General features: G+C 48.5%; 26 protein-coding genes. 10 read left to right on the top strand and 16 right to left on the bottom strand.

From position 1 onward, the window contains the following. Positions 1-50 precede the first annotated feature (50 nt). Genes AYY16_RS04080 through AYY16_RS04070 form a run of 4 tightly spaced genes read left to right on the top strand, consistent with a single transcriptional unit; the run spans position 51 to position 2686 of the window. Positions 51-707: an ABC transporter substrate-binding protein gene (locus AYY16_RS04080; RefSeq protein ID WP_268874118.1), complete on the top strand. Its 657-nt coding sequence runs from the start codon at positions 51-53 to the stop codon at positions 705-707. Continuing rightward, positions 634-963, top strand: a complete 330-nt coding sequence (locus AYY16_RS21380) for an ABC transporter substrate-binding protein (RefSeq protein ID WP_328585667.1) — start codon at positions 634-636, stop codon at positions 961-963. The genes AYY16_RS04080 and AYY16_RS21380 overlap by 74 nt, the downstream gene beginning before the upstream one ends. Continuing rightward, positions 960-1943: a FecCD family ABC transporter permease gene (locus AYY16_RS04075; RefSeq protein WP_223861145.1), complete on the top strand. Its 984-nt coding sequence runs from the start codon at positions 960-962 to the stop codon at positions 1941-1943. Before AYY16_RS21380 ends, AYY16_RS04075 begins: the two co-directional genes overlap by 4 nt. Beyond that, positions 1940-2686, top strand: coding sequence for an ABC transporter ATP-binding protein (locus tag AYY16_RS04070; RefSeq protein WP_067362413.1), 747 nt, complete (start codon positions 1940-1942; stop codon positions 2684-2686). Before AYY16_RS04075 ends, AYY16_RS04070 begins: the two co-directional genes overlap by 4 nt. A 45-nt stretch (positions 2687-2731) precedes the next feature. Here the strand turns inward: AYY16_RS04070 and nemA are convergent, their stop codons facing one another. The 7 genes from nemA to AYY16_RS04035 all read right to left on the bottom strand — a co-directional run bounded on the left by nemA (position 2732) and on the right by AYY16_RS04035 (position 10096). After that, positions 2732-3832: an alkene reductase gene (nemA, locus tag AYY16_RS04065; protein ID WP_067362410.1), complete on the bottom strand. Its 1101-nt coding sequence runs from the start codon at positions 3830-3832 to the stop codon at positions 2732-2734. 53 nt (positions 3833-3885) lie between these two features. Then, a complete protein-coding gene (locus tag AYY16_RS04060; protein WP_067364656.1) occupies positions 3886-4485 on the bottom strand; it encodes a TetR/AcrR family transcriptional regulator in 600 nt (199 codons plus the stop codon). A 37-nt stretch (positions 4486-4522) separates the two neighbouring features. Further along, positions 4523-5875 carry a molecular chaperone gene (yegD, locus tag AYY16_RS04055; protein WP_067362407.1) on the bottom strand — a complete coding sequence of 451 codons (1353 nt, stop codon included), beginning with the start codon at positions 5873-5875 and terminating at the stop codon, positions 4523-4525. A 111-nt stretch (positions 5876-5986) separates the two neighbouring features. Further along, positions 5987-6916, bottom strand: a complete 930-nt coding sequence (locus tag AYY16_RS04050; RefSeq protein WP_067362404.1) for a Dyp-type peroxidase — start codon at positions 6914-6916, stop codon at positions 5987-5989. A 41-nt stretch (positions 6917-6957) separates the two neighbouring features. Continuing rightward, positions 6958-7794, bottom strand: coding sequence for a hypothetical protein (locus AYY16_RS04045; protein WP_067362401.1), 837 nt, complete (start codon positions 7792-7794; stop codon positions 6958-6960). A 74-nt stretch (positions 7795-7868) separates the two neighbouring features. Further along, positions 7869-8699: an HAD family hydrolase gene (locus AYY16_RS04040; RefSeq protein WP_067362398.1), complete on the bottom strand. Its 831-nt coding sequence runs from the start codon at positions 8697-8699 to the stop codon at positions 7869-7871. After that, the gene (locus AYY16_RS04035) at positions 8696-10096 is read right to left on the bottom strand and encodes an amidohydrolase (RefSeq protein ID WP_067364653.1); all 1401 of its coding nucleotides are present in this window, start codon (positions 10094-10096) and stop codon (positions 8696-8698) included. Before AYY16_RS04035 ends, AYY16_RS04040 begins: the two co-directional genes overlap by 4 nt. Positions 10097-10237: 141 nt before the next feature. Here AYY16_RS04035 and AYY16_RS04030 point away from each other — a divergent pair, with 141 nt between their 5' ends. Next, positions 10238-10699, top strand: a complete 462-nt coding sequence (locus AYY16_RS04030; protein ID WP_067362395.1) for a YehS family protein — start codon at positions 10238-10240, stop codon at positions 10697-10699. A gap of 54 nt (positions 10700-10753) precedes the next feature. Here the strand turns inward: AYY16_RS04030 and AYY16_RS04025 are convergent, their stop codons facing one another. Continuing rightward, the gene (locus AYY16_RS04025; RefSeq protein ID WP_067362392.1) at positions 10754-11593 is read right to left on the bottom strand and encodes an SMP-30/gluconolactonase/LRE family protein; all 840 of its coding nucleotides are present in this window, start codon (positions 11591-11593) and stop codon (positions 10754-10756) included. Further along, a complete protein-coding gene (locus AYY16_RS04020) occupies positions 11593-12456 on the bottom strand; it encodes an SDR family NAD(P)-dependent oxidoreductase (RefSeq protein ID WP_067362389.1) in 864 nt (287 codons plus the stop codon). The genes AYY16_RS04025 and AYY16_RS04020 overlap by 1 nt, the downstream gene beginning before the upstream one ends. A 131-nt stretch (positions 12457-12587) precedes the next feature. Between AYY16_RS04020 and AYY16_RS04015 the strand changes: the two genes are divergently transcribed. Beyond that, the gene (locus AYY16_RS04015; RefSeq protein WP_067362386.1) at positions 12588-13526 is read left to right on the top strand and encodes a LysR family transcriptional regulator; all 939 of its coding nucleotides are present in this window, start codon (positions 12588-12590) and stop codon (positions 13524-13526) included. Between the two features lie 26 nt (positions 13527-13552). On the opposite strand, the gene AYY16_RS04010 is transcribed toward AYY16_RS04015, so the two are convergent. The 3 genes from AYY16_RS04010 to AYY16_RS04000 all read right to left on the bottom strand — a co-directional run bounded on the left by AYY16_RS04010 (position 13553) and on the right by AYY16_RS04000 (position 15153). Next, positions 13553-14191: a rhomboid family intramembrane serine protease gene (locus AYY16_RS04010; RefSeq protein ID WP_067362383.1), complete on the bottom strand. Its 639-nt coding sequence runs from the start codon at positions 14189-14191 to the stop codon at positions 13553-13555. Between the two features lie 88 nt (positions 14192-14279). Then, positions 14280-14687 (bottom strand): hypothetical protein, encoded by a 408-nt coding sequence (locus tag AYY16_RS04005; RefSeq protein WP_067362380.1) that lies wholly within the window; start codon positions 14685-14687, stop codon positions 14280-14282. 4 nt (positions 14688-14691) lie between these two features. Next, positions 14692-15153 carry a GNAT family N-acetyltransferase gene (locus AYY16_RS04000; protein WP_067362378.1) on the bottom strand — a complete coding sequence of 154 codons (462 nt, stop codon included), beginning with the start codon at positions 15151-15153 and terminating at the stop codon, positions 14692-14694. A gap of 181 nt (positions 15154-15334) precedes the next feature. Here AYY16_RS04000 and AYY16_RS03995 point away from each other — a divergent pair, with 181 nt between their 5' ends. The 4 genes from AYY16_RS03995 to AYY16_RS03985 all read left to right on the top strand — a co-directional run bounded on the left by AYY16_RS03995 (position 15335) and on the right by AYY16_RS03985 (position 20131). Next, on the top strand, positions 15335-16414 hold the full coding sequence (locus AYY16_RS03995) for an efflux RND transporter periplasmic adaptor subunit (protein WP_223861146.1): 1080 nt from the start codon (positions 15335-15337) through the stop codon (positions 16412-16414). Beyond that, on the top strand, positions 16411-17130 hold the full coding sequence (locus AYY16_RS21375) for an efflux RND transporter permease subunit (protein WP_268874116.1): 720 nt from the start codon (positions 16411-16413) through the stop codon (positions 17128-17130). Before AYY16_RS03995 ends, AYY16_RS21375 begins: the two co-directional genes overlap by 4 nt. Next, positions 17111-19498 (top strand): efflux RND transporter permease subunit, encoded by a 2388-nt coding sequence (locus tag AYY16_RS03990; RefSeq protein WP_268874115.1) that lies wholly within the window; start codon positions 17111-17113, stop codon positions 19496-19498. The genes AYY16_RS21375 and AYY16_RS03990 overlap by 20 nt, the downstream gene beginning before the upstream one ends. Before the next feature lie 156 nt (positions 19499-19654). Further along, on the top strand, positions 19655-20131 hold the full coding sequence (locus tag AYY16_RS03985) for a murein hydrolase activator EnvC family protein (RefSeq protein ID WP_067362372.1): 477 nt from the start codon (positions 19655-19657) through the stop codon (positions 20129-20131). A gap of 63 nt (positions 20132-20194) precedes the next feature. On the opposite strand, the gene AYY16_RS03980 is transcribed toward AYY16_RS03985, so the two are convergent. From AYY16_RS03980 to AYY16_RS03965, 4 genes are all read right to left on the bottom strand, one after another. Then, entirely contained in the window at positions 20195-20995 is an 801-nt protein-coding gene (locus tag AYY16_RS03980; RefSeq protein ID WP_067362370.1) for a hypothetical protein, read from the bottom strand. 155 nt (positions 20996-21150) lie between these two features. Further along, positions 21151-22023, bottom strand: a complete 873-nt coding sequence (locus AYY16_RS03975) for a dimethyl sulfoxide reductase anchor subunit family protein (protein WP_067362367.1) — start codon at positions 22021-22023, stop codon at positions 21151-21153. Next, positions 22020-22649, bottom strand: a complete 630-nt coding sequence (locus tag AYY16_RS03970; RefSeq protein ID WP_067362364.1) for a DMSO/selenate family reductase complex B subunit — start codon at positions 22647-22649, stop codon at positions 22020-22022. Before AYY16_RS03970 ends, AYY16_RS03975 begins: the two co-directional genes overlap by 4 nt. Beyond that, the gene (locus AYY16_RS03965) at positions 22646-25045 is read right to left on the bottom strand and encodes a DMSO/selenate family reductase complex A subunit (RefSeq protein WP_067362361.1); all 2400 of its coding nucleotides are present in this window, start codon (positions 25043-25045) and stop codon (positions 22646-22648) included. The genes AYY16_RS03970 and AYY16_RS03965 overlap by 4 nt, the downstream gene beginning before the upstream one ends. Positions 25046-25289: the final 244 nt, after the last annotated feature.

Genomic DNA, 25289 nt, shown 5'->3' with positions numbered 1-25289 from the left:
GGATGCAGGCAGGCGGCAAGGGAAGAGTTTGAATGAATAAGGGTATAATCATGAAAAATCTGTTTTTGATTATCATACTGAGCATGGCCTTGTTCCATGCTCTTCCTGCTTTTAGCATAACGGCACCATTATATACACCGGTTACACTGCATGAAAAACCACAGCGCATTGTGACGATATTTTCATCAAATACTGAAATCACGGCGATCCTGGGTCTGTCAGATAATATTGTCGGTATTGATGCATACACTTATTTCCCCGATGAAATAAAAAATAAACCCTTAATCGGCGGACGCCTTGGTTTTTCCCTTGAGCGTATTATTGAGCAGAAACCTGATTTGGTGATTATGACACCTGCCCGCCAGGCGACTCATCAGCTGTTAATTCCCCTGAGAAAATTTGGTATTCCCGTATTAGTTCTGGAAGGTAACAGTATTGATGAAATAATCCGTAATATCCGCCTGGTGGCAAAAGTCACAAAAACAACAGAGAAAGGTGAACAGGTCGCCGCAGAAATGGAAAGGCGGTTAAATAACGCGCAACATAAACCGGCGGGTTATCATGCTCCCCGCGTGATTATGATAACGGGGCAGATAAGCAACGGTTTACTACTGGTCGCCAGACCGCAGACTTATAAAAAAAACGCCGGGCTATACCGCAGATTCTATTTTAAAAGCAGGCGGAATACTTGCACTGGAGGAATATAAACATGCCGGTCCGGTGTTAAAACAAGTCTCACCTGAAGCGATTATTGCCGCTGACCCGGATATTATTCTTTATACCATTGCGGATGAAAAAATGGCGTCACTGCTTGCATTACCGGGCTGGGCTCAGGTAAAAGCGATGAAAAATAATGATATTTATCCGGTGAAAAGTGCCTTTGTTCTGATCCCGGGACCCCGCATTATTGATGGTATTGAATACATGTCTGAACTATTTGAACAATGGAGCACAAAACAGTGAAGGTAGTCAGTCTGTTATTTCTGCTCATTATTACCTTTATTTTTTCCACCTGCGCCGGACATACATGGGAAAGCCCGGTTAAGGTCATCAGTGCATTATTTTATGCAGATGACCTGACATCCCGGCTATTAGTTGAGTGGCGTTTACCACGGGTGATTACCGCCGGGTTTACCGGCGCATTGCTGGGATTAAGCGGCGCTATATTCCAGGGAGTATTTCGTAACCCGCTGGCAGAGCCCTGGTTATTAGGTTCATCCGGTGGTGCGGCAATTGGCGGAACCATCGCATTATTAGTTCCGCTGGCATTACCGATGGCAATTACCCTGCCCTTATTTGCCTTCAGTGGCGCACTTGCAGCAATATTTATTGTTATCTCTGTTTCCCGGATAGCGGGCTCACTGGATACCGCCACATTATTATTAACCGGCGTTGCTGTCAGCGCGGTATTAAATGCCGCCCGTTCTTTTATGATGATGGCGTTATCTGATGAAAGCACCAGCCTTCAGGTTGTTCTCAGTTGGATCCTGGGTGGTATACAAACGCCTTCACCGGAAGGTTTATTTATCTGCCTGTTATTAACCGCATCCTGCATTCTGATTTCTGTCTTTATTTTATCTGACGGGCTGGATCTGATGGGACTCGACAGAACAATGGCGATGAGTTTTGGTTTATCCGTTGAGCGATTCACTATTTTAGCGTTAATTGCCGGGTCGGCTATTGTGGCTGTTGCGGTTTCACTCGGGGGAATTGTCGGGTTTATCGGGCTTATTGCGCCCCATATTGCCCGCTGGCAGGTCGGCACGCGTCATAAATATGTTTTACCGGCAGCCGCTGTTATTGGTGCGGCACTGGTTATGTTCTCTGATGCACTGTCCCGCAGTTTACTGCCGCCCGGTGAAATACCGCTGGGGCTGATTACTGCCTTTATCGGCGGACCTTTCTTTATTTACTTACTGGCAAAGCGGGTGCGGAAAATATGATCACAGTAAAAAATCTGCATATTTGCAAACAGGGAAAAACGCTTCTCGCAATAGATAATCTGAATTTACCGGATAAAAGCAGCATTGCCTTAATTGGTCCGAATGGCTCCGGTAAATCAACCCTGATTAATGCCTTATCCGGTCTTAACCGGGAGGTATTTTCATCCGTCACATTAAACGGGAAAAATATAGCCGCCTATCGTGGCGCGGCACGAATGCAACAAATCGGGCTTATCCCTCAGAGTTTTAATCCCTGCTGGGATCAACAGGTGGATGAGTTAATTACACTCGCGGCAGAGCGGGCAGCAGAGCCTGAACACGCAAAATCAACTGTCTGTCAGAAATATGAATTAATGCCGCTGCTGGATAAACACTGGCATATTTTATCCGGCGGTGAAAAAAGCCGGGTATTAACCGCGATGGCGCTGATGTGTAACCCGCCGGTTGTTTTTGCCGATGAACCGGGAGCCGCACTGGATATCAAACACCGGATGCAGCTTATTGAAGATTTAACCACACAGGGTAAAGATAAATTAGTGATTGTGTGTTTGCATGAACTGGATATGGTTTTTCGTTATTTTGAGTCTGTTATTTTGCTGTCTCATGGACAATTACGTTATTTCGGTTCAGCAACTGAGCTCATTGATTCACCGCTGTTAAGTGACGTATTTGATGTCAGATTTAAAAAAATAGAAATGGACGGATATTGCACAGTGTATGCCGACAGAATAATGCATCCCTGAAAAGCAAAAGCGGCATAGTTCGCCGCTTTTGCTTTTCATACTTTACTATACGAGGAACGGATAATCAGTATACCCCTGCTCGCCGCCACCATAAAAGGTTTCGGGATGTTGCGGATTCAGTGCAGCTTTTTGTTTCAGACGCGCGACCAGATCCGGATTAGAAATATAATCACGACCGAAAGCAACGGCATCAATAAGCCCTTTTTCAATTAAATCTTCTGCTTTTTCCGTTGTATAAGCACCGGCACCGATAATCACACCACTAAAACGTGCACGCACTTTCCGGCGGAATTCTTCACTGTACGGCTTGCCGCCTGCCCAGTCAGGCTCTGACAGATGCAGATACGCAATACCACGTTTATCCAGCTGTTCAATAAGATACAGCGCATCTGCTTCTTCATCCGGGCCATTTGTCATATTCTGGAAAGTACCGATTGGCGAGAGGCGGATCCCGATGCGCTCCGGTGCCCACTCATCACAAATCGCGTCAACCACATCCAGCACAAGACGGGCGCGGTTTTCAACACTGCCGCCGTACTGGTCAGTACGGTGATTGGCGTCCGGTGACAGAAACTGATGCAGCAGATAGCCATGGGCGGAATGCAGCTCTGCCATATCAAAACCGGCTTCACGCGCATTTGCCACCGCGTGACGGAAATCATTCACAATTCCCGGTATTTCATCTGTTTCCAATGCGCGCGGCATGGAGGTATCCTCGCGGATGGCACGCCCGTTTTCATCGCGCAGTGATGTGCGGGTTCCGGCACTGATAGCCGATGGCGCGACAGGAGCCTGCCCGGCAGGCTGAATACTGGTGTGTGAAATCCGCCCGGTATGCCACAACTGAACGGCAATATGGCCGCCTGCATCATGAACACCGGCAGTAATTTTTTTCCATGCCGCGACCTGCTCCGGACTGTGCAGCCCCGGCGCCCCCGCGTAGCCTTTTGCCTGTGCCGAAATTTGTGTTGCTTCTGAGATAATCAACCCGGCACTGGCGCGCTGGCGATAATACTCAACCATCAGTGGCGTCGGGATATCACCCGGCTCAATACTGCGCAGGCGGGTAAGCGGTGCCATAAAAATACGGTTAGGGGCAGTAAATATGCCCACTTTCAGCGGGGTGAATAATTTTTCTTGTGACATAATATCTCCGGATTAGACCAGTCGACTAGTGATTGGGTAAATAAAAACGCCGGTTATACATCCGGCGCTGTAAGCAATACATTCACATGTGCCAGCGCGCTTTCCAGCGGGACAGCACTGCGGGAAATCTTGGCCTGCAAATTCGCGCCCAGCCACAGGGAATATAAAACCTGTGCGGTAGCAAGAGAACTGCCGCTGAAAACGAGCGATTTTTCATCATGCCCGTTTTCCAGCGCCTGCGCCAGCAAGGCAATGACCCTGCTGACACCCTTATCCATTGCGGCATTCATATCTTCTGATAAATCACAGACTTCCGCTGATAACTTAACGGTCAGGCACCCGTGGATCCGGCTGTGCTGACAGGCATTTTTCAGCATTTCCCCGTAATATGCGAGAAAACGCGCCCGGTAACACCCTTCCCCGCGCTCAAAATGATCGGCTAAGCGCGTGAGATAATCCGCATAATAACGCTCCAGCATAGCAACACCGAACGCCTCTTTTGAGCGGAAATAGTGGTAAAACGACCCCTTAGGCACTTCTGCGGTTCTGAGCAGTTCGCTCAGTCCCATTCCGGTAAACCCCCGGTGCAGGCAAAGCTGTTCGCCGGTGGCTAAAAGGTGTTCACGGGTATCATGGTCAGTCTGTCTGTTCATGCAAATACTGTAATAGACCGATCGGTCTGGTGCAAGTTTATTTGAAACAAATTTCACCCCAGCGCGCCAGACCGGCAGTGACAGAGCCGAAATCATTCCCTCTGACAACAGGAATGCCCGGTAATTGCTGCTCTATGGCGCGGCACAACATCGGGGAACGCCCTGTCCCGCCGGTAATAAAAATGGTGTCCGGTGTAACACCGCCCTGCTGCACAGCGTCATTAACCAGCGCAATCATTTTATCTTTCGGAGATGAAATCGCGTCTTCCATTTCCTGACCGGCAATATCCACTTCCAGCACCTCACTGAAAAGCCGGATGCCCGCCCGGTACTGCGGGGAGGATGAAAGCGCGATTTTAGCTTCTTCCGCACGCCGGACAATACTGTAACCCAGGCTTTCGTTATACACTTCCAGCAGGCGAAGCAGTTTTTCCGGCTCTGCCGCATCACGTCTAAGCTGTTGTAATGCTGCCAGATTAGGGCGTGAATAGAATTCCCGCTGAGCTTCCACATTATTAATGGCGATCGGGTTCCAGAATTGCATCAGCGGCAGTTCGATACCGGATGATGCGCGCGTACTCATGCCGAATAACGGCATCAGTTGTTTGAACGCCAGATAAATATCCAGGTCATTCCCGCCGACGCGCTGCCCGCTATGCGCAAGCAGTGTTTCAGTGCGATCTGCCTGTCCGCAGTATCCCGGTCCCATGCGGATTAATGAGCAGTCGGTTGTGCCGCCGCCGATATCAACTACCAGCACAGTCTGGTCTTTTTCCAGGCTTGCTTCATATTCCAGCCCCGCTGCAACCGGCTCGAACTGGAAGGTAATATCATGAAATCCGGAACGTTTTGCAGCACGCAGTAAAATCGCTTCCGCCTGCTGGTTTGCCGTTTCGCCGCCAAGTCCGTGGAAGTTAACCGGACGACCGATCACGGCTTGTGTGATGGTGTTTTGTGTTGATTTCTCAGCCTGATGTTTAATATTCGCCATCATGGCGCAGACTAAATCCTCAAAAAAACTGATCTGCACTTCATGTAATCCGGACGCGCCCAGAAAGGATTTCGGGGATTTGACGTAATACACATCGCGCGGATCATTAAGATATAATTCCAGGGCTGCCTGCCCGAAAACAATATCTTCCGGCTCGAGATCAATACTCTCTTCCCGGTTTGCCGCAATGGCTTTGCGCAATATTTGTTCGCCGGTTTTATCTGACGGTAAAATATCCCGGTGGCGGAATAAATGTTCAGAAACCGAATCACGGGTAGGCGCACACAGTGTTGAAGGAATGTACACATTGTCGCCTTCCAGCGGTAAAAGTACCGGAACACCCTCTTTCATGACTGCAACAGAGCAATTTGATGTTCCGTAATCAAAACCAATAAACATACCGCCACCCAAATAGTTATATCGTACCGGAAAAAAGCCGGCAACTTTACATCAGGTTGCGTAAAAACACCACCGAAAACAGTTTGAAATCCGTTACGTAACGGGCTTTTGTTACTCAATATCATCTAACAGAGCAGACGGTGGAATAAAAAACAGTGTGCCGGTAACCGCGGTACTGAATTTCAGTAATTCATCGCTTGCGCCGCTTTCTGTGCCTGCAAACATATTTTCCAGCATGCGGCGTGTGGTGGAGAAATAACGCGCGTAGCCGATAAAATACGTTCCGTATTCATCTTTTGCCGGATTGGAAAACGGCATATTCGCACGGACAATTTTCAGGTCATTTCCGTCTGCATCCTGAATATTGGTAACCACGTTATGGGAGCCGGGTATTTTTTGCTCATCCGTCAGTTCAACATCATTAAATTTATGGCGTCCGATGACTTTTTCCTGATATTCCGTGCTCTGATTTTGCCAGGCACTCATATCATGAATATATTTTTGCACAAACGCGTAGCTGCCGCCGGTAAATACCGGGTCTTCATCACCAATAACGGAATATTCAGCGCGTTCATCTTCAAATGCCGGGTTTTCTGTGCCGTCAACAAAACCAATAATGGCGCGTCCGTCCATATAACGGAACCCGTGAACTTCATCAACACAGGTCACCGCTCCGCTTAATGCCTGGCTGATAATAGATCCCAGTTCATAACAGGCAGAGACATTTAATGCACGGATATGAAAGAAGATATCACCGGGAGTGGATACCGCCGTAAAATGTGCGCCTTTTATTTCTTTAAATGTATTCAGCTCGCGGGGTTTTCCGGCATCCGGAAATAACCGCGACCAGGCATCCGCACCGAACCCTGCGACACAACTGACTTCCAGTGCAGGATAACGGGTCCGCATACTGCGCAGTATCCCTGATAAGTTATTACACAGCGTAACCACTTTGTCCCGTGTCTGTGAGTTTTCTGTCAGATTAAAAACAAGGAAATACGCATTTTCGCCGGGTTGGTTAGTCACATCCTGGTATTTCATATTATCTCCGTTTCTTCAGTTATTGATTATTCGGCCTTCTGTTATCGTACACCAATTAACAGGGTGTCTGCTGAAATAAACAACACTTTATCGGACAGATAATCATTGCCCAGTAATCCGTCATAATTTATCCGGCTGTCACTGACCTGAAATAACAGCGCTGAGAGTGTAACGGCATCCGGGGTAATAATGGTTTCCCGCGGGCAGGATAAAGACGGTGTCGCACAGCCTTTACCGTTGCGGTTAAACAGCACTGTGTGACTTGCGCCGGTATCAATCATCATCCGGTAAGAATTATTATTTTCCCCGCGCACTTTAATCACTATTCCCTGGTCTGAACGTGTAAAGTCAATCGGTTGCCAGCGATATCCCTCAGGACGCGCCGCCGGATTATCTGCGATTGTCAGTTGTTTTGCCGCAAAATTAATAATCAGAGAGCGGTTTTTATTGACCACGCCCAGCCCGAGCACACCATCAATAAGCAGGCGACCATCTGCTGTCGCCATTCCGGCACCCCACGGATTAAATGCAAAAACATCTGTACCGGATACGGTTTCACCATTCATAGTCACTGTAGCATTGCGGATAAATTCAGTTGAATGCTGCCCCCCGAATATATCAATGCCTGCCTGAATCTCTTTTGTTTTATTTTCCTGCACAGATAAAACCTGTTCAAACACCGGCGGTAACAGATATAAGCCGCCGGGTGCGCCGGTATCAATGGATAATTTAGGGACCTGAATGCCGTTAACAGTAAGTGATACCGCCGGAATAGCATTTTCGACATATACAATAGGTACTGTAATATCCGCGTTTGCAGTCTGAACAGACAATGCGGTAAATAAAAAACCGGTGAATACACGCAAAATAGTTTTCATACACAACTCCCTGTGTTTTTTTTAGTTTTTTTTAAATATCCGCCGCCTTATTTCCGGAAGTAGCGGACTGAATGTTACCGCTTGCGGCTGAACAACTGCAATAATCCTTTTACCGTGACATCCAACTGGCTGCCCTCTTCATAGCTGGCAGGCACCACATAGTTCGCCCGCTCTTCAGCGATTAATTTACCGACTTTCTGCTGAGTCTCCGGATTGCCCCATTTTTTCTGATCAAACACCGCCAGCGAGAAACCGCCCTGAAAACGGATCATTTTCATCGCCGGAATATCTGTATCCCCGTCACCGAAATAGATCATATGACGAAACTGGATGTCGCGCTCTTCCTGCTCAATAAACTCATTCACCGCCGCGTTATCCCAGGAATTATGTATTCCTTTGTTGATACGGAATAAAAACTGGGTTTTGGTGGTGTAATTGATTGCCTGAGCCGGCCACAGGGCTTTTTTTCCGTCCGGGGAATAGTGATATTTACAGGCGTAGATATCACGAAATTCGTTGCCGATAGCTGTGCCACGGATCATGGCATCCAGCCCGCTGGAGAGAATATAGTGCTCCAGCAGTAAATTATGCTCCTGCGCCCACTTATTAATCCGGGAAAACCAGGCATTCACACCGGGAAATAACGGGATGCTTTTCCCGTGTTTCATCAGGTTTTCAACACTCAGTTCATCTGAGTGTGTTGCATTGGCCTTTGCCGCCAGCGTTCCCATATAGGACAGAATTTCATCGCCGTCATCTTCTTTGGCGTGTGCTTTCACTTCACGCCAGAATGCCGGGAAGTCACTCACACCCAGCGCAGGCATTAATCCGTGCTCCGGACAATCACCCTCGGCTAATGTGCCGTCAAAATCATAAATCAATGCGCACTTTAATTTTTCGGTCATTTCACCTCTTCCCCTGATGCCAGCACAGTTTCACGGACTTTGTCGGCAAAAATCTGTGCGTCCTTAATAATGGATGCTTCATCTGTGGTCAGTAATTTGCGGTCTTCCATCAAAATGTTGCCGTCCACAATGGTGTGACGAACATTCGCCCCGTTTGCGCCGTATACCAGGGCAGCAAACGCGTTATACATCGGAACCATATTCGGCGCTTTGGTATCCACCACAATGATGTCTGCCAGCTTGCCCGGTTCCAGCGAGCCGAGTTTATCTTCCATGTGCAGTGCACGGGCTGAGCCCATTGTTGCCATTTCAACCACTGTCAGTGGCGGCATTGCAGCGCGGTTTTTGGTTTCCAGTTTGTGGATCTTACCCACCAGCCCGAGTTCATTCATCGTCGTCAGTGTGTTGGATGACATAGGACCATCCGTACCGAGCCCGACACGGATCCCTTTCTCCAGCATGGCGGTTACCGGCGCAACCCCTTTGGCGGATTTGGTATTGGCGCTGATATTATGCGCCACACCGACATCATATTGCTTCAACAGCGCCAAATCGTTGTCATCAGCCATAATAACGTGCGCTGCCAGTAATTTATGGTTCAGCACACCGATATCCGCCATATACTGAACCGGGCTTTTACCACCGGTGCGTTTGGCTATTTCTTCTTTTTCGCGATCGGTTTCCGCCAGATGCGTGATTACCGGCACATCCAGTTCCAGAGACAGAGCCGCGATTTTCTGTAAGTTTTCAGTGGTATTGGTATAAGGTGCATGTGGCGCAAAGGCCGGTGTAATGCGCGGATGGTTTTTGTATTCTTTAATAAAGCGCACCGCATAAGCAATGCCTTCATCGGCATTTTTGGCATCTGCAACCGGGAAATTAATGATGGTTTCACCCAGAACTGCCCGCAGACCAATTTTATCTACTGTTTTAGCGACTTCATCCTCAAAATAATACATATCGACGTAAGTTGTTACGCCGCCTTTGATCATTTCAATATTGGCAAGATTTGCGCCAATCCGCACCATGTCGCGGGAAACCAGTTTATTTTCCAGCGGAAAAATATAGCGGTGCAGGCGATCAGGAACATCATCCCCGAGGGAGCGGAAAACCGTCATTGAGCCGTGAGTGTGGGTATTAATAAGCCCCGGCATCACAATATCGCCCTCTGCATTGAGGATTTTTTTTGCCTGATATTTATCCGCCAGTTCCGGTCCGCCGACAGCAATTATTTTATTGGCATTAATTACCACCGTGCCATGTTCAATGACCTGATTTTCCGGGTTCATTGTCAGAACCGTTCCGTCAGTGATCATCAGGTCGGCGGGCGTGGCAGCATAAGCAGAACAGGCAGCGGCAAGCAGGGTAACAACACAGGCGGAGCGGGATAATGACATAAAAACCTCAAACAGGGCTGAAAAAACCAATATACCATTGCCTCTTATGTACTTCCAATCGGCAGATTTCATTGAAAACCCGGACGATAATCACTACCATAACGGGGTTTTCAACTATATCCCAATGGATAAACCCAATTTATGTTAAATAATTATGTTCTGCGCAGTGTCCGTTACATGCTGGATCTGTCTGATATCAAAATGACTGAAGTCACCGCACTGGGTGGACTGACTGTAACGCAGGCAGAAATGACCGCGTGGCTGAAAAAAGAAGATGATGCGGATTATCAGGAGATTAATGATAATGCGATGGGGCATTTTCTTAACGGACTGATTTCTTTCCGTCGCGGAAAAGATGACAGTCGGCCGGACCCGGTAATTGATGCGCGGCTCACCAACAATATTATGCTGAAAAAACTGCGCGTGGCTTTCGAACTGAAAGATGCGGATTTGCAGGAAATTTATAAGAATGCTGATTTCACTGTGTCAAAACCGGAATTAAGCGCCCTGTTCCGTAACCCGGATCATAAAAATTACCGCAACTGCGGTGATCAACTGCTGCGTTATTTCCTGAAAGGGCTGACAGTCCGCCTGCGCGGCTGATTTGACTCCTGCCTGATACCGGGTGTTATCACCCGGTGATTATTCTTAATATCGTCAATACCCCTTCATATCAACCCGCAATACACTGCCTGATAACGGAAATGCGCTGAGCATCTGTGGTGTCAGCCCGATGCGTGCACTTGTCACATATAAATAGTGTTCATTTTCATCAAAACAACAGCTTGTCGGACGCGGAACAGGCAGATCAATAAACTGTACATGCTGTCCGCAGGGTGAAATCCGGGCGACGGCACTTCCGTCAAAAAGAACACTCAGCAGATAATCATCAGAGCCAATCGTTAACCCGTCTGGCTTGCCCTGCGCGGGGGTAAAACGGTAAAAGACACGTTTGTGACTGATTGTTCCGTCTGAAAGCATGTAATCATAGGCATAAATTACCCGTTTTACCGAGTCCGTCACAAACAAGGTTTTATTGTCTGTGCTCCATGCTATGCCGTTTATTAATGTGAAATTCGTATCTTTTGTCTGCCATATCCCATCGGGGTCTATACAGTAGAGATATCCTGAGTCCGCATTCAGGTATTTATTGATTAATCCGCACCACAAACGCCCTGCTGCATCCATTTTTGCATCATTTAGCTGAAAATCGGCATGCTGGTGCGGTGCAGCTGAAAGATAGGTTACCGGGGCATGTTCATGCCATACCGCAAGATGACAGCCAATCCCCAACAACAGCCCGCCGGTTGGTTCTTCTGCGATAAAAGCAAGAGGTGCGGGGACTGAACAGGTTATTGTTTTATGACTGACGGGATCAACACAATGCAATAACCCCGCCGGGGTATCGACCCAAAGAAGTGATTTGCGCGTTGCACTCAGGAGCGGGGATTCGCCCAATCTATCCTGTGACGGGGAAATCACCGTTACCCTCTCCATTACCGGGGTTCCCGGTTCAGAACAGCAATATTATGCCAGTTACCGGCAACTTCCCGCAGGGTTGACGCGTGTACCGCATGCAGATCGCGCGGATAATTAACATTATCTGCCTCGGCGGCTTTTGTTGCATGGAACTGACCATTTGCGGCTCTTAAAATCCAGCCGGTTGAATGGCACTTATCAGAGGCTAAAAATGCCACACCGGGAGCAACATCTGCCGGATATAATTCATCCGGTTCACCGGTGACACCCCACATCCGGGTCTTGGCGACAGGTGACACCGCATTGACCAGAATGCCGTGCTGTGCGCCTTCATAAGCCAGTGTGTTAACCAGCCCGGTAACCGCCATTTTTGCAGCGGCGTAAGATGCCAGACCTTGCTGTGCATATTCAGGGAATAACGCACGGCATGAGGTTGTCATCACGATGCGTCCATAATGTGCTGCTTTCATCGCGGACCAGGCTGCCTGAGCCAGCCAGAGCGGTGCTTTTGCTGTAACCGCCATCATGGTGTCAAACTCATCTTCAGTCAGTTCTGTCACCGGCTGATAAGCCACCCAGCCTGCATTATGGACAATGGCATCTAACCGGTCGCACTTATTTAATACGGATGATACAAGCTGATGACACCCGTTCCGGGAGCCGATAAACCCGGCAATTGCATGAATATCCAGTCCTTTAGCCCGTAACAACTGTGCGGCGTGTTCAGCAACCTCCGGGTTTTCACCCTTTCCGTTGCTGTCCGCGCCGATATCCTGAATATACACCTTTGCACCCGCCCGTCCGATGCACTCCGCATAAGCCAAACCAAGCCCGCGCCCCGCTCCGGTTATCAACACAACCTGTCCTGTGAAATCAGTCATTAAATGCCTCTTTAGCTTCTGATTGAAAAAATCAGTATGGCATTCAATTTTCGATATAAATAATATACTTTATATAATCTCATGATATCTTTTATGTATCATCATCGGCTAATTCCCCGGGTAAAAAGACAATGCATAACAATAAAAACCGGATTACCTTACGTGCAATGGCGCAATTTATTGCCGTTGCCGAAGAGCTTAGTTTTCATCGCGCAGCACAAAAATTAAATATGTCCCAGCCTCCGCTGACGAATGCTATCCGTAAGCTGGAAGAGGATATGAATGTTGTTTTAATTGAACGTAACAACCGGATATCCGGTTTAACTGCTGCGGGAAAACACTTTTTATATCAGGCGCGTACCGTTATAAAACAGGCAGAAGCGGCAGTTACATCAACGCAGGATCTCGCCTGCGGACGCACCGGGTTTATCCGGCTGGGCTATGTGGGCAGTGCGCTTTACGGGCGGCTACCGGATATCATTCAGCAATTCAGATTATTGCATCCGGGGATCCGCCTGGAATTGCGGGAAGCCACAACGGCGGCGCAAATTGATGCCATACGCAATGATGAGTTAGATATCAGTATTATTATTCCTCCACTGACAAGTGCGGATGATATAACGCAAAAACCGTTTGATACTGACCGGTTATGTATCGCCTTACCCAAAGCGCATCCGTTAAATGCGCACACAGACGTGACATTGAGCCAACTCTCTGATTTACCCTTTATACTCTGGCCGGCCGATGAGGGGCGCAGCTTTCATCTGAAAGTGTTTCAGCTTTGTATCCGGGCGGGGTTTGTTCCTGTGGTTGCCCAGGAGGCTCACAGCATGCATGCCGTGCTTTCACTGGTTGCCGCAGGTGCGGGGGTTTCTGTTGTGCCACAGAGTATGCGCGGCTTTTATCATGATAAAATACGTTATCATGCGTTGGGCGGGCATGAGCCTGAATTCGCATTAATGCTGGGATTTCGTGAACTATCGCCATCCGGGCAGGCATTTGTCCGTATTGCAGAAAATACGGACACATTGCTTTCATCTATACCCAACGTCATTCAAGAGTTTGAATGAGTAAGGGTATATTTTGATTTGAAATTTTACTTCTGCTCTGCCGTGGCTTTTACTGCGGGTTTGCGTTTTCTGTATTGGATCCAGCCGAATAAAATACCGGCAACCGCACCACTGATATGGGATTCAACAGAGACATATTGCTCCCCGGGAAACAGACCGGTTATCATCCCGCCGTAATAAAACAGCACTGCAATGCCAATCAGAATATCCAGCGGTTTACGACGGAAAATTCCCTGATAAATCAGTAATGCCCATAAGCCGAAAATCCACCCGCTGGCACCCACATGAACCGCATTCCGTCCGAACAACCAGACCAGTAACCCGCCGACAATAATAATAAACAGCGATGCTTTCACATAGTGCTTAAATGACGGCAGCATCAGCAGAACACTTAAAATCAATAACGGTGGCAGATTGCTGAACAAATGCCCCCAACTGCTGTGAATAAAGGGCGCAAGCAAGATACCAAACAGCCCGTTAATGGTGCGTGGCTCAATGCCCAGCGCAGTCACTGCACCACCGGTGATCGCGGTCAGTAACTGAATGCCGATTAAAAACAGTACAAAATAAAGACCATTTTTCAGTCCGGTTTTTAACCCGCCGGCAGTACCGGATTTTTCATCATTACTGTTTTCAGTATTACTGCTTGCTGTCGATTTCGTCATTATCCCTGTCCGGTGGGTGAATAAAGCAGCCTTACTATAACGGAATTTCCCGGCGGATCCACCGGGAGATTGATTTCCCTTATGACACTCAGCGCCATACGCCAACCGCAAACAAACAGCCAAGTGTCAGGCTGCAAAATGAGCTGATATACCAAAAACGGTCACTGTTTCCTTTGAAGCGGGATTTTATCAGCGGAAACGCCAGCGCCCGCAACAAAAAAACCCCGGCCGCAGCAGTAAGCACACCCTGTGCAAACGGCAGCACCGCTATACCTGCGGCAGTCACAAGGGCATAAACAGAAACAACCGTCAGCACAATCCCGACACTGATTGCCATAACATGCGGATACCAACGCCCTTCTTCTGCCAGCCTGACAATCCGCTCTCCTGCACCCAGAAAACGGTAACCGGCGGCCCCCCAAAACAAGCAGCCGAAATGAAGAAGTGCCACAAAGAACGTCAGTACCGAGGCAAGATATAATGCAATTTCATTCATAAAATTATGTCACCTGTCCGCATTGCCGGTAGATATCCGGTCTGACAATCTGCCAGACAAAATTTTCACGATTAACCGGGCTGTAGCCCATTTTTTCATACAGCCACGGCGCGGTCGATGTCACTAACATAATTCGCCGTAAACGCGCCATAACAGGATGAGACTGACAGCACTCCATAAGTCGGCGACCTAGCTGCTGATGCTGCCACTCTTCAAGGACATAAACATCACAAAGATAGCCGAATGTTACCCCGTCAGTAATGACACGGGCAAAGCCGATTTGGGTCTGCCCGTCAAAAAGCCCGAAACACAGACTGTTATTAATGCTTTCCTTTACGGTATCAATATCAATGCCTTCCGCCCAGGATGAACGGGTCAGATACTGATGAATAGCGCCAATATCAAACAGTGCAGTATCTGTCGTAACAGTATATTGCAGGTATTGCCAGGTCAGAATGCGCTTCATTTTCTTATTATTCCTCTGAGTATCAATCCGTACCGGTTCTGCCGGTCAGACCCGTTCCTTAAATCAGCTTAATGCAAAATCGCGTCTTAACACGGAATTAAGGAAAACTAGACTAATTAGTTTAATTTATCGGGTAACTCCCCGGAATGGAAATAGTATTACGATGAAAACCAGGTTGCTGATGACGGTAACACTTATTTTATCTGCTGCATCATTTTACTGTGGTGCAGAAACTGCCCGCGTCAGTGTGACACATCCGCAGATAACCCCGGCATCAGACGAAATAGTGCTGCCGGGAACCTTTGTGGCAAGAAATGAGATTGCGGTTGGTTCACCGCTGCAACAACAAATGGTAACGGATGTCTTTGCCGAAGAAGGTCAGTGGGTAGAGAAAAATCAGTTGTTGGCGACACTTGAATCGCCGCAGCAGAGCGCAACGGTTCGTCAGTTACAGGCCGAAACTGAAAAAGCGGCGGCTAATATCCGCCGGGAAAGTACCCTCGCTCAGCAATCACAGCGTGATCTGGCGCGTCTGACGCCGCTGGCACGCAGTGGTGTTATCTCTGCCAGTGAATTTGAAAAAGCCAAATCTGATGCACAAGCCCTGAAGGCGCTGACGGATGCCGCCCGTGCAGAACTGCGTCAGTTACAGGCGCAACTGGCGCGGGAAAAGAGTCAGGAAGATAAATCAAAGATTTTCGCCCCTGCCGCCGGGGTTATCAGTGAACGCCATGCGGTTAAAGGTATGCTGTCAGATAACGCCATGTTATTTAAAATAATCGAAAATAATGAGATTGAATTTGAAGCCCCCGTTTATGCTGCTGACCTGGCTCAGATGCGCGCCGGACATGAGGTCATACTTAAAACCGGACAGCAGACTGCGCTTTCAGGGAAAATTCGCTATCTCCCGGCCAAATTATCATCACTGACACAATCCGGCGGTGTACGTGCCGCTATCACGGATATGCCGGAAAATGAGTTCGCACACCCGGGACAAACCGGGGTCATGGTTTATACGAAAACACCGCAATCGCGGCAGACACTGCCTTACAGCGCTATCCGCACCGGTAAAAATGGTGAGCGCTCTGTTTTTATTGTGAATGACAATAAAGCATTACAGCACCCGGTACAGACCGGGAGAACAGAAAACGGGCGCATTGAGATCCTCAGCCCGCTGACAAAGGATGCTGATGTGGTTATCAATGCGCAGGCATTTCTGACAAATGGTGACACTGTCACGCCCGTTAAGGCTTTTGAATGAAATTACAGCTATCTTCATGGGCGATTACCCGCCCCATTCCCGTTATTGTTATCTTTCTGGCACTGACTATTGCCGGGTTATTTTCATTTTCGCAGTTACCGGTCACCGCAAACCCGGTAATTAATTTTCCGATTGTGACCGTCACTGTCACTCAGGACGGTTCTTCACCGGCAGAGCTTGAAAATGCGGTCACCAAACAGGTTGAACGCGCAGTGTCCGGAATTCCCGGCATCCGTCATATTTCCTCCTCGGTGACAGAAGGTATTTCCTCAACAACGGTGGAATTTAACCTGGATATTGATGCCAATACCGCCACAAATGATGTCCGTGAGCAGATAACACAAATCCGCAGTGAATTGCCGCAAAGCATTGATGAACCGCTGATTAACCGCATCGATGTTGAAGGCGGGGCTATCCTGCGCTATGCCGTATCATCCGATACAATTCCGGCAGCCGATCTCTCCTGGTTTGTGGATGACACTATCAGTAAGCAGCTGATTATGCAGCCCGGTGTGCAGAAAGTAAGCCGTACTGGTGGCGCTGACCGGGTGATCCGCATTGAGCCGGATGCCAATAAACTCGCGGCGCTAAAATTCTCGGTTGTCACAATCAACGAGGTGTTGCGCGGTGTTCATCAGAATGCGGCGGGTGGATCATCAAAATACAATGCGCTTTCGCACACTATCCGGGTACCGGGTGAAAAAAAAATCCATTGATGACATTAAAAACATTCAGTTGCCGGTAGGTAATGAACAATGGATAACTCTGGGTGATATCGCTGAGATCTATAACGGACAAAAGGCCATACGTACAATTTCACAGCTTAACGGGCGTGATGTGGTGGGTTTTTCCGTGTTCCGCGCAAAAGGTGCCAGTGATACCGCGGTGGCTGAACATGTTGAAAAAGCCTTGGGCGACCTTGTAAAAAAACATCCGGAGCTGGCGATTGACCTGGTGTCATCAACCGTAACCTACACAGAATCAAGCTATCAGCTGACCATTCAGACACTGCTTGAGGGTGCTTTTCTGACCGTTGTGATTGTTTTTTTCTTTCTGAAAAGCTGGCGGGCAACATTGATCGCAGCAGTCGCACTGCCGTTGTCCATCCTGCCGGCATTCCTTGTTCTGATGATGTTTGGCTACAGCCTGAACAGTATTACCCTGCTGGCACTGACACTGGTTATCGGCATTTTGGTGGATGATGCGATTGTTGAAATCGAAAATATCCAAAAATATATTGAACGCGGAGAGCGTCCTTATCTTGCCGCGCTGAAAGCATCCGATGCTATCGGATTTGCCATAGTGGCGATTACCTTAACGATTGTAGCCGTATTCCTGCCGGTCAGTTTTATCGGCGGATTTGTCGGGAAATACTTTGTGCCGTTCGGGATCACCGTCTCTGCGGCGGTATTGTCCTCCCTGCTCGTTGCCCGCTTGGTTACCCCTCTGATGGCAGCGTATATTTTGCTGCCGGCTAAAAAAACGCATGCCACCGGACAGATCCCGCGCTGGATTAAAAAATACACACAGATCTTGTCGCTGACACTGACGCACCGCAAATCAGCCCTGGCGCTGGCGCTGGTTTTTCTGGTGGGCTCTGTTTTATCAGTAAGTTATCTGCCGGTCGGTTTTATGCCTGAAGGTGATGTCAGTGTCACTCAGATAGGGGTTGAATTACCGCCGGGAACCCCGGTGGAAGAGACGCAGCAGCACCTGCGGTTGCTGGCACAATCACTGAAAACCCGGACGGAAATAAAATCAGTTTATACCATTGCCGGTGTTGCAGATGACGCTGATGGTATTGCGCAGCACAAAGGTGAAATAATCTTAACACTGACCCCGCCCGGAGAGCGTGAGTTATCACAAAAAGAGTTTGAACAGGCGATTGCCCCGCTGTTGGATGAACGCCCGGATGCGCGCTATAACTTCAGTAACAGTAATGGCGGTAAAGAATTTTCGCTGGTCTTTACCGGCAGCTACCCGGCAGAGCTGGAAACAGCAATGCAGCATCTGCGCGCAGGAATGGCCCGGATACCCGGGATAAGTAATGTGCAGGTGATTAAACCGCTGCTGCGTAAAGAGCTGATTGTTTCTCCGGTATCTGAAAACCTTGGTCGTACCGGCGTCAATACGGCTGAAATCGCTGATACACTGCGCGTTGCCACTATGGGTGAATCCGGCTCCCGCAGTGCAAAATTCAATCTGCCGGACAGACAACTGATGTTACAGGTGGCGTTGCCGGAACATCAGAAAAACGATATCCGCGTGCTGAATAATTTATATATAAGAAGCGACTCACAAGGCAATATTCCGCTGAAATCTGTCGCAACTATTGATTTCAGTGATGGTCCGGCACAAATCGACCGGATAAACCGTTCACGGAAAATGTCAGTGGACGCCAATCTGGACGGACTCTCTCTTGGCGATGCGCTGGATGCCGTTATGGCACTGCCTGAATATCAGGATTTACCTGTGACGGTGTCACAATTAGAATACGGCGATATGGAATACATGAATGATATGTTTATGCGTTTCAGTACCACCATGCTGTTCAGTATTCTGCTGGTGCTGGCGATCCTGATTATTCTGTTTAAAGATTTTATGCAGCCAATCACTATTCTTGCCGCCCTGCCGTTTTCTGTCGGCGGTGCCATTGTGGCGTTGGTGATATATGGCGCAATGATTGATCTGCCGGTGATTATCGGCATTCTGATGCTGATGGGAATAGTCACCAAAAACTCTATTTTGCTGGTGGAATTTATTCTGGAAAAACAGCGCAGTGGCATGTGTCGTATGCAGGCCATTCAGGAAGCCGGACAGGCGCGTATCCGCCCGATTATCATGACCACCTTTGCTATGATCGCCGGTATGGTACCACTGGTTCTCACCAGCGGCGCAGATGCCGGGTTCCGTGCCCCGATGGCGGTTGCGGTGATAGGCGGGCTTATCAGCTCCACCCTGTTGAGTTTACTGTTCGTCCCGGTGATTTATACCTTTATGGATGATCTGAAAATTGCATTGCAGCCCCGGCTGGCAAAACTGACCTCCGTCACTAACGTGGATCGCGATGTGAAAGAGTGGTAAGCAGATATCCGTAACAATACTCAACGTCATTCAAGATTCAACCAACGAACCTATAGCTTGAATGAATAAGGGCATAAACAATAAATTCACCTGTGAATGATTGTACCAAACGATTATTATTCAGAAGAAGAGTCATTCATATTTAAGGAATAATCAGTGAAAAAATTAACAGCGGCTGTCTTATTCGCGCCGGTATTTGTTCTGCTGTCAGCCTGTACAACCCCCGTTGAAAAAAACACGCTTACAGGATGTGATGCCGCAACTGCCGCAAAAACAACCGGACAGTTTCAGTGGCCGCTGAAAGGCAATATTGTTGATAACTTTACCAGCCTCAAAGCAATCACTATTGCGGTTGAAAAAGGCAAACCTGTCCTTTCCGCTGCAGATGGTGATGTGGTGTATGTCGGCAATGCCCTGAAAGGCTACGGTAACCTGATTATCATCAGTCATGATGAGGTTTACCGCACAGCCTACGGACATAACGATAAAATATTGGTAAAAGAAGGCGATAAAGTCAAAACAGGTCAGCAAATAGCCACCGTCGGAGACACTGATGCCAAACAGCCACTGCTGCACTTTGAAGTCAGAAAAAACGGTAATGCCGTAGATCCGTGCCTGTATCTGGCGAAATAATCATTCTGTTGTTTGCATAAACCTCCTTATCTGAAGGAGGTTTTTGACTAACTTGTTTCTCTTTTACGACTGATTATAACGTCCCTGAAACAGGGTTTCGCCATCCTGACCATCGCTGTTCAGCGCAACCAGACGGACTTCTGTCCGGATATTTTTGCCTACAGATTCAAAACGGATATGAACCGGTTCGAGATTGATCGATGCGGTAGTAAATGTATCCTCGTAATACAGTTTATAACCGGCGGAAAACGCCGTAAGATCGCCTTTGCGGAACATAATACAGGTCGATGTATCTCCGTGGAAAATAACAAATCCCTGTAATGGTTTATTATCACTGTCTTTTTCAAATACAGTTACCGGCTGACTGCGATCATTAAGTCCGGAAAGTACCACACCCGCGTATTCATCAATTTTCACGGTCAGACCGATAGCATTACTTTCGGTATCTTTTGGTAAATCAGTATATTTGTGTCCGTTAACAACTGCCTGATAATTATTGTAACGGGTAACACTGCCTTCTTCGAAAATAATCCGCGTCAGTGCGCCGGAGTTATCTATTTTTCCGCCGAACGGTTTAACTTCAGTACCGTCCATATAGACGGTTTCACTGGCTTCAATGCCCCGCGAGCCATATATCCCTATCTTGCTGTTCCATACAATATCTTCCTGAGCAGGTATCAGAATAATGTTTTCACTGTCAATTTGTTCCGGTTTTTGCCAGGTAATACCTTCTACAACAATGTCATACTGCTCATAATAGCTGAGTTTTCCGGACGGGAATTTTATCCCTTTACGCCACGCACCATCATGCTGATAATCTGTCAGATAACCGCCACCCGGTTTTTCAGATTTACTCTCTGTCATCTTTATTTCTCCTGAGTATTCCGGAAAGATATCCGGAATACTTTTTTACATCAGGAATGACAATCCCGCTGTTATATAATTTAACAGTGGGATATTAAGATGAATGACCAGATTGGTTATCCCCTCTTTGCCAAATTCAAAGAGGGGATCTATAGCTACTGAACAATAAAAAACGCAAACCGGTTAAGCACCTCACCGGCAAAGACAAGGACTGAGCCGGATAAAATAACCGGCAGACCACTGGTCAGTACGGTGTTACGCATCCGCATCAAACTGAATCCGAGGAATAAAATTCCGCTGATTGATAATGCACCGGCAATAATCCGTAGTCCGGACGTTGTCGCGTAAGCGGCCAGCGGTGAGTGCGGGAAGGTTATCGCATCACTGTTTTGTGCTGCTTCTGACAACCATTCAAGGAAGAATGGCTGAGCCGCCATTCGTACCGCAACCGCCAGGAAAATCAGCCCCAGCGCCACTGCGACAATCCGCAGAGTTGTTGTACCGTCAATGACTGACTTCACCCGCAGCGCCGTGAGTCCCAGCGCAATCGTACCGCCTGCGGCAAATACCGCGGCAAAGAACAGGATGTAGGTATTCACATGCATCCATGTCATCATCGCAGTACTGAAATACAGGGATGCCATACAGTAAATATCAATCAGTCCGAGCAATCCAATCAGCGCCAGAATACTCCGGTTCATCCGCCCTTTGATCAGAACAAACAGCGTATAAAGACACAGCGCCCCCAGATATAACGCGGCAAAGACAATCTCACGGCTCAGCCACGAGGTGCTGATATGGCGCAGCGCATGAAACGCATTCCACGGATACCCCATGTGCAGTGTCGAGGCGAGCAACCCGAGGCAGCCCAGAACTGCGCCGGTCAGTAATACCGGTTTCATGGCAAGGCTTGCGCGCTGATTACCCAGCGATTTTTCCAGACGACAGAAAAAAAGTGCGGAAAAAATCACAACACCGACCGAGCTTTGTACTAATAACGTAAATGCAACTAACGGCCACTCGCTCATGATTTAACCTCCCCTTTATTCTGCGCGCCTTTGTGTGGTTTTATCACCAGATTCGGCTGTGTGATGGTAAAGTCCGGCAATCCCTGAACCTGGCTTAAATGCCCGTATTTTTCACGAAGTTCACGGATTTTACCGAATTTTATGGCATTCAGCGGACAGGTATCAACACACACAGGGTTCTGACCCTCTGCCAGCAAGTCCACACAAAGGTCACATTTGGACATTTGCCCCGTCTCTTTATTCATCTGCGGCGCGCCGTAAGGGCACGACCAGGCACAATAGCCGCAGCCGACACATTTGCCGGTATCAACCCGCACAATGCCATCGCCGGGACGTTTATGCATCGCGGTGGTCGGGCAGTTTTTAACACAGACCGGATCGGCACAATGGTTACAGGAGATAGTTAAGGTGTAGGAAAACACATTGTTTTCATAGCCGCCCTGACCATTGGGTGCAAATCCCCCGCCCTGAACTTCATACACGCGGCGGAATTTCCGCCCGACTTCCAGATTGTTTTTATCTTTACAGGCTACCTGGCAGGCTTTGCAGCCGGAACAGCGTGAGGAGTCAATAAAGAACCCGAGCTGTTCATCACTGACCGGTGCATATTCTTTAAAGTCACTCATGCTTTTATTACCTCAACCAAAACTGTCAGATGCGAGTTACCGTGTGCCAGCGGGGTCATCCGTGTGGATGTCAGCACATTCGGGCAGCCGCCGTGATCAACACCTTTTTCATCCGGGTTCCACCAGGCGCCCGCCTGCATCCCGACAACGCCCGGGATAATGCGCTGAGTGATAAGCGCGGGGATCTGAGAAATGCCGCGCTCATTATAAATACGCACCATATCCCCTTCATTGATCCCGCGATTTTCTGCATCGATCGGGTTTATCCACAGCGCCTGTCCCTGCACTTCCTGTAACCACGGATTAGAAAACTGTGTGGAGTTTGCGCGGTTGCGCCCTTTCCAGGTCAGCATCTGAAGCGGATAGGTGTCAGTCAGTTTATCTTCCGGTCCTTCAATTGCCGGAACATAATGTGACAACGCCGGAATATCCGGGTTCTGCATGTCATACAGGCGTTTGGAGAAGATTTCAATTTTGCCGGACGGTGTCGGGAACGGATTATTTTCCGGGTCGCGGATATTCTCTTCAAAAGCAATAAACGGCTTCTCTTTGAAAAGATAACGGCGGGTTTTCTGTAATTCCTCAAAGGTCGGGAAATCAGGACGCTCAGGGAAGCGGGCTTTATTCATTCCGACAAGATAAGCAATCCACTCTTTTTCACTGCGCCCTTCTGTCAGCGCCTCTTTTACACCCATTTTGTCTGCAACGTCGCTTATCCAGTCATAATCAGAACGGCGTTCAAATGCAGGTTCGATGAGTTTTTCTGACAGAATAAAGTAGCTGCCGGTGCCCCAGGTATCACCGATATTCCAGCGCTCCATAAAGCTGGTTTCCGGCAGCAGCAGATCGGCGTATTTGGCGGACGGTGACATATACAGGTCACTGACGACGATAAATTCAACTTTTGATTCATCTGCCAGTAATTTTGCCGCCGCATTCACATCCGGGTTCTGATTAACCAGATAGTTGCCCGCCAGCGAGAAGATCATTTTGATATTGCTATCAAGCTTATCAACACCGAGTAACCCGTCTTCCGGGCGCACTTTACCGGCATCTTCAACTGCCTGCATCCAGTTCATAATGGAGATTTGCGCTTTAACCGGGTTTTCACCGGTATCCGGTCCGTGCATTGACACACGGTTACCGCCGCCACCGTAACCGGCAGCCCATGCGCCCTCTTTCCCGACATTCCCGGTGATCGCTGCCAGCAACGTGGAGCCGCGCGCGCTGCGCTCACCACAGATATGGCGCTGCGGACCCCAGCCCTGGATAAGTGCCGCCGGTTTGGTCATCGCATACTCACGCGCCAACTGGCGGATAGTATTTGCCGGGACGCGGGTGATTTTTTCTGCCCACTCCGGTGTTTTTTCGGTGCCGTCTTTTTTACCGGTCAGATAAGAAACCAGCGATTCACCCGCCGGGACGCCTTCCGGCATATGCTCTTCATCAAAGCCGATAACATATTTATCCACAAACGCTTTGTCGTGGATATTTTCAGTGACGATGACATACATCATCGCATCCATCAGGGCATTATCCGTGGTCGGCAGCAGCGGAACCCACTGATCAGCCAGAGACTGCGCGGTATCAGAATAGCGCGGATCAACGACAATAAACTTTGTGCCGTTCTGCTTCATTTTCTGATAGTAATGATTGGAATGCCCGAATACGGTTTCGTTCGGGTTATGTCCCCAGAGGATCACTAACGGCGTATTTGCCAGGGTATCCATCGAGCTGCCGGTTTTGGCAATCCCGTAGGTATAAGGGGTGACTTTGACAGTGTTTCCCAGACTGACGGAGTGATAATACGGCAGATAGCCGCCGGTCAGATTAAACAGTTTCTTCATCATAGTATCACCGGAAAAAATACCCCCGGTAACGGCGGTATTAACTGTCAGAAAACGGCTGGCTGCGCCATGTTTTTCTGTCAGACGGGTGACATTTTCCGCGATCAGGGTGGTTGCTTCATCCCATGAAATCCGCTCAAATTTCCCTTCACCGCGCTTACCGACCCGTTTCATCGGGTATTTCAGCCGATCTGCGTTATAGACAAATTTGCGGTAACCGCGCCCGCGGACACACGCCCGCATCACCGGCATGTCATCATCAAGATCGGCATCCGGACGGGTTGTTATTCGTGTAACAATCCCCTCTTTCACATGAGCGCGGATATCACATTTACCGCCGCAGTCAAAGGTGCTGCATGTGGCTATCACATCGGCTCCGGCATTCGCTGCCACGCTGTCTGCTGAACTCTGCGGCAGGCTTTCATCTGCCTGTGCGCAGGCGTTGCTGCTGATAAACGGTAAGGTAACCAGTGCGGCACCCGCCTGCACAAAGTGACGGCGGCTGACCGGCAATCCATCCGTATTTTCAGGTATTATTTTTGTTGTCATTATAATCTCACATCGCTCTTTAATTACCGATAATCATAAGAGGGACTGGTCAGACCTTATTGATTCATATCAAAACCATATAAAAGGTGCGGGATTATGTCGAATACAGGAAGAGTTAGCAGGCGGAGTACCATTTTATAGTGAAAAGCGGACTCGTGTCAGCATATCGTTGTCTCAGAAAAACAGAATAACGCAGTATGCGTATGCCATGAAATAATGGAATTAGATATCTTAATTCAACAAG

Origin of the sequence: Morganella psychrotolerans, from assembly GCF_001676155.1 — a bacterium.
Taxonomy (GTDB): domain Bacteria; phylum Pseudomonadota; class Gammaproteobacteria; order Enterobacterales; family Enterobacteriaceae; genus Morganella; species Morganella psychrotolerans.
Note: the sequence above shows the minus strand (reverse complement) of the source record. Positions and strands in the feature narration are given on the sequence as shown.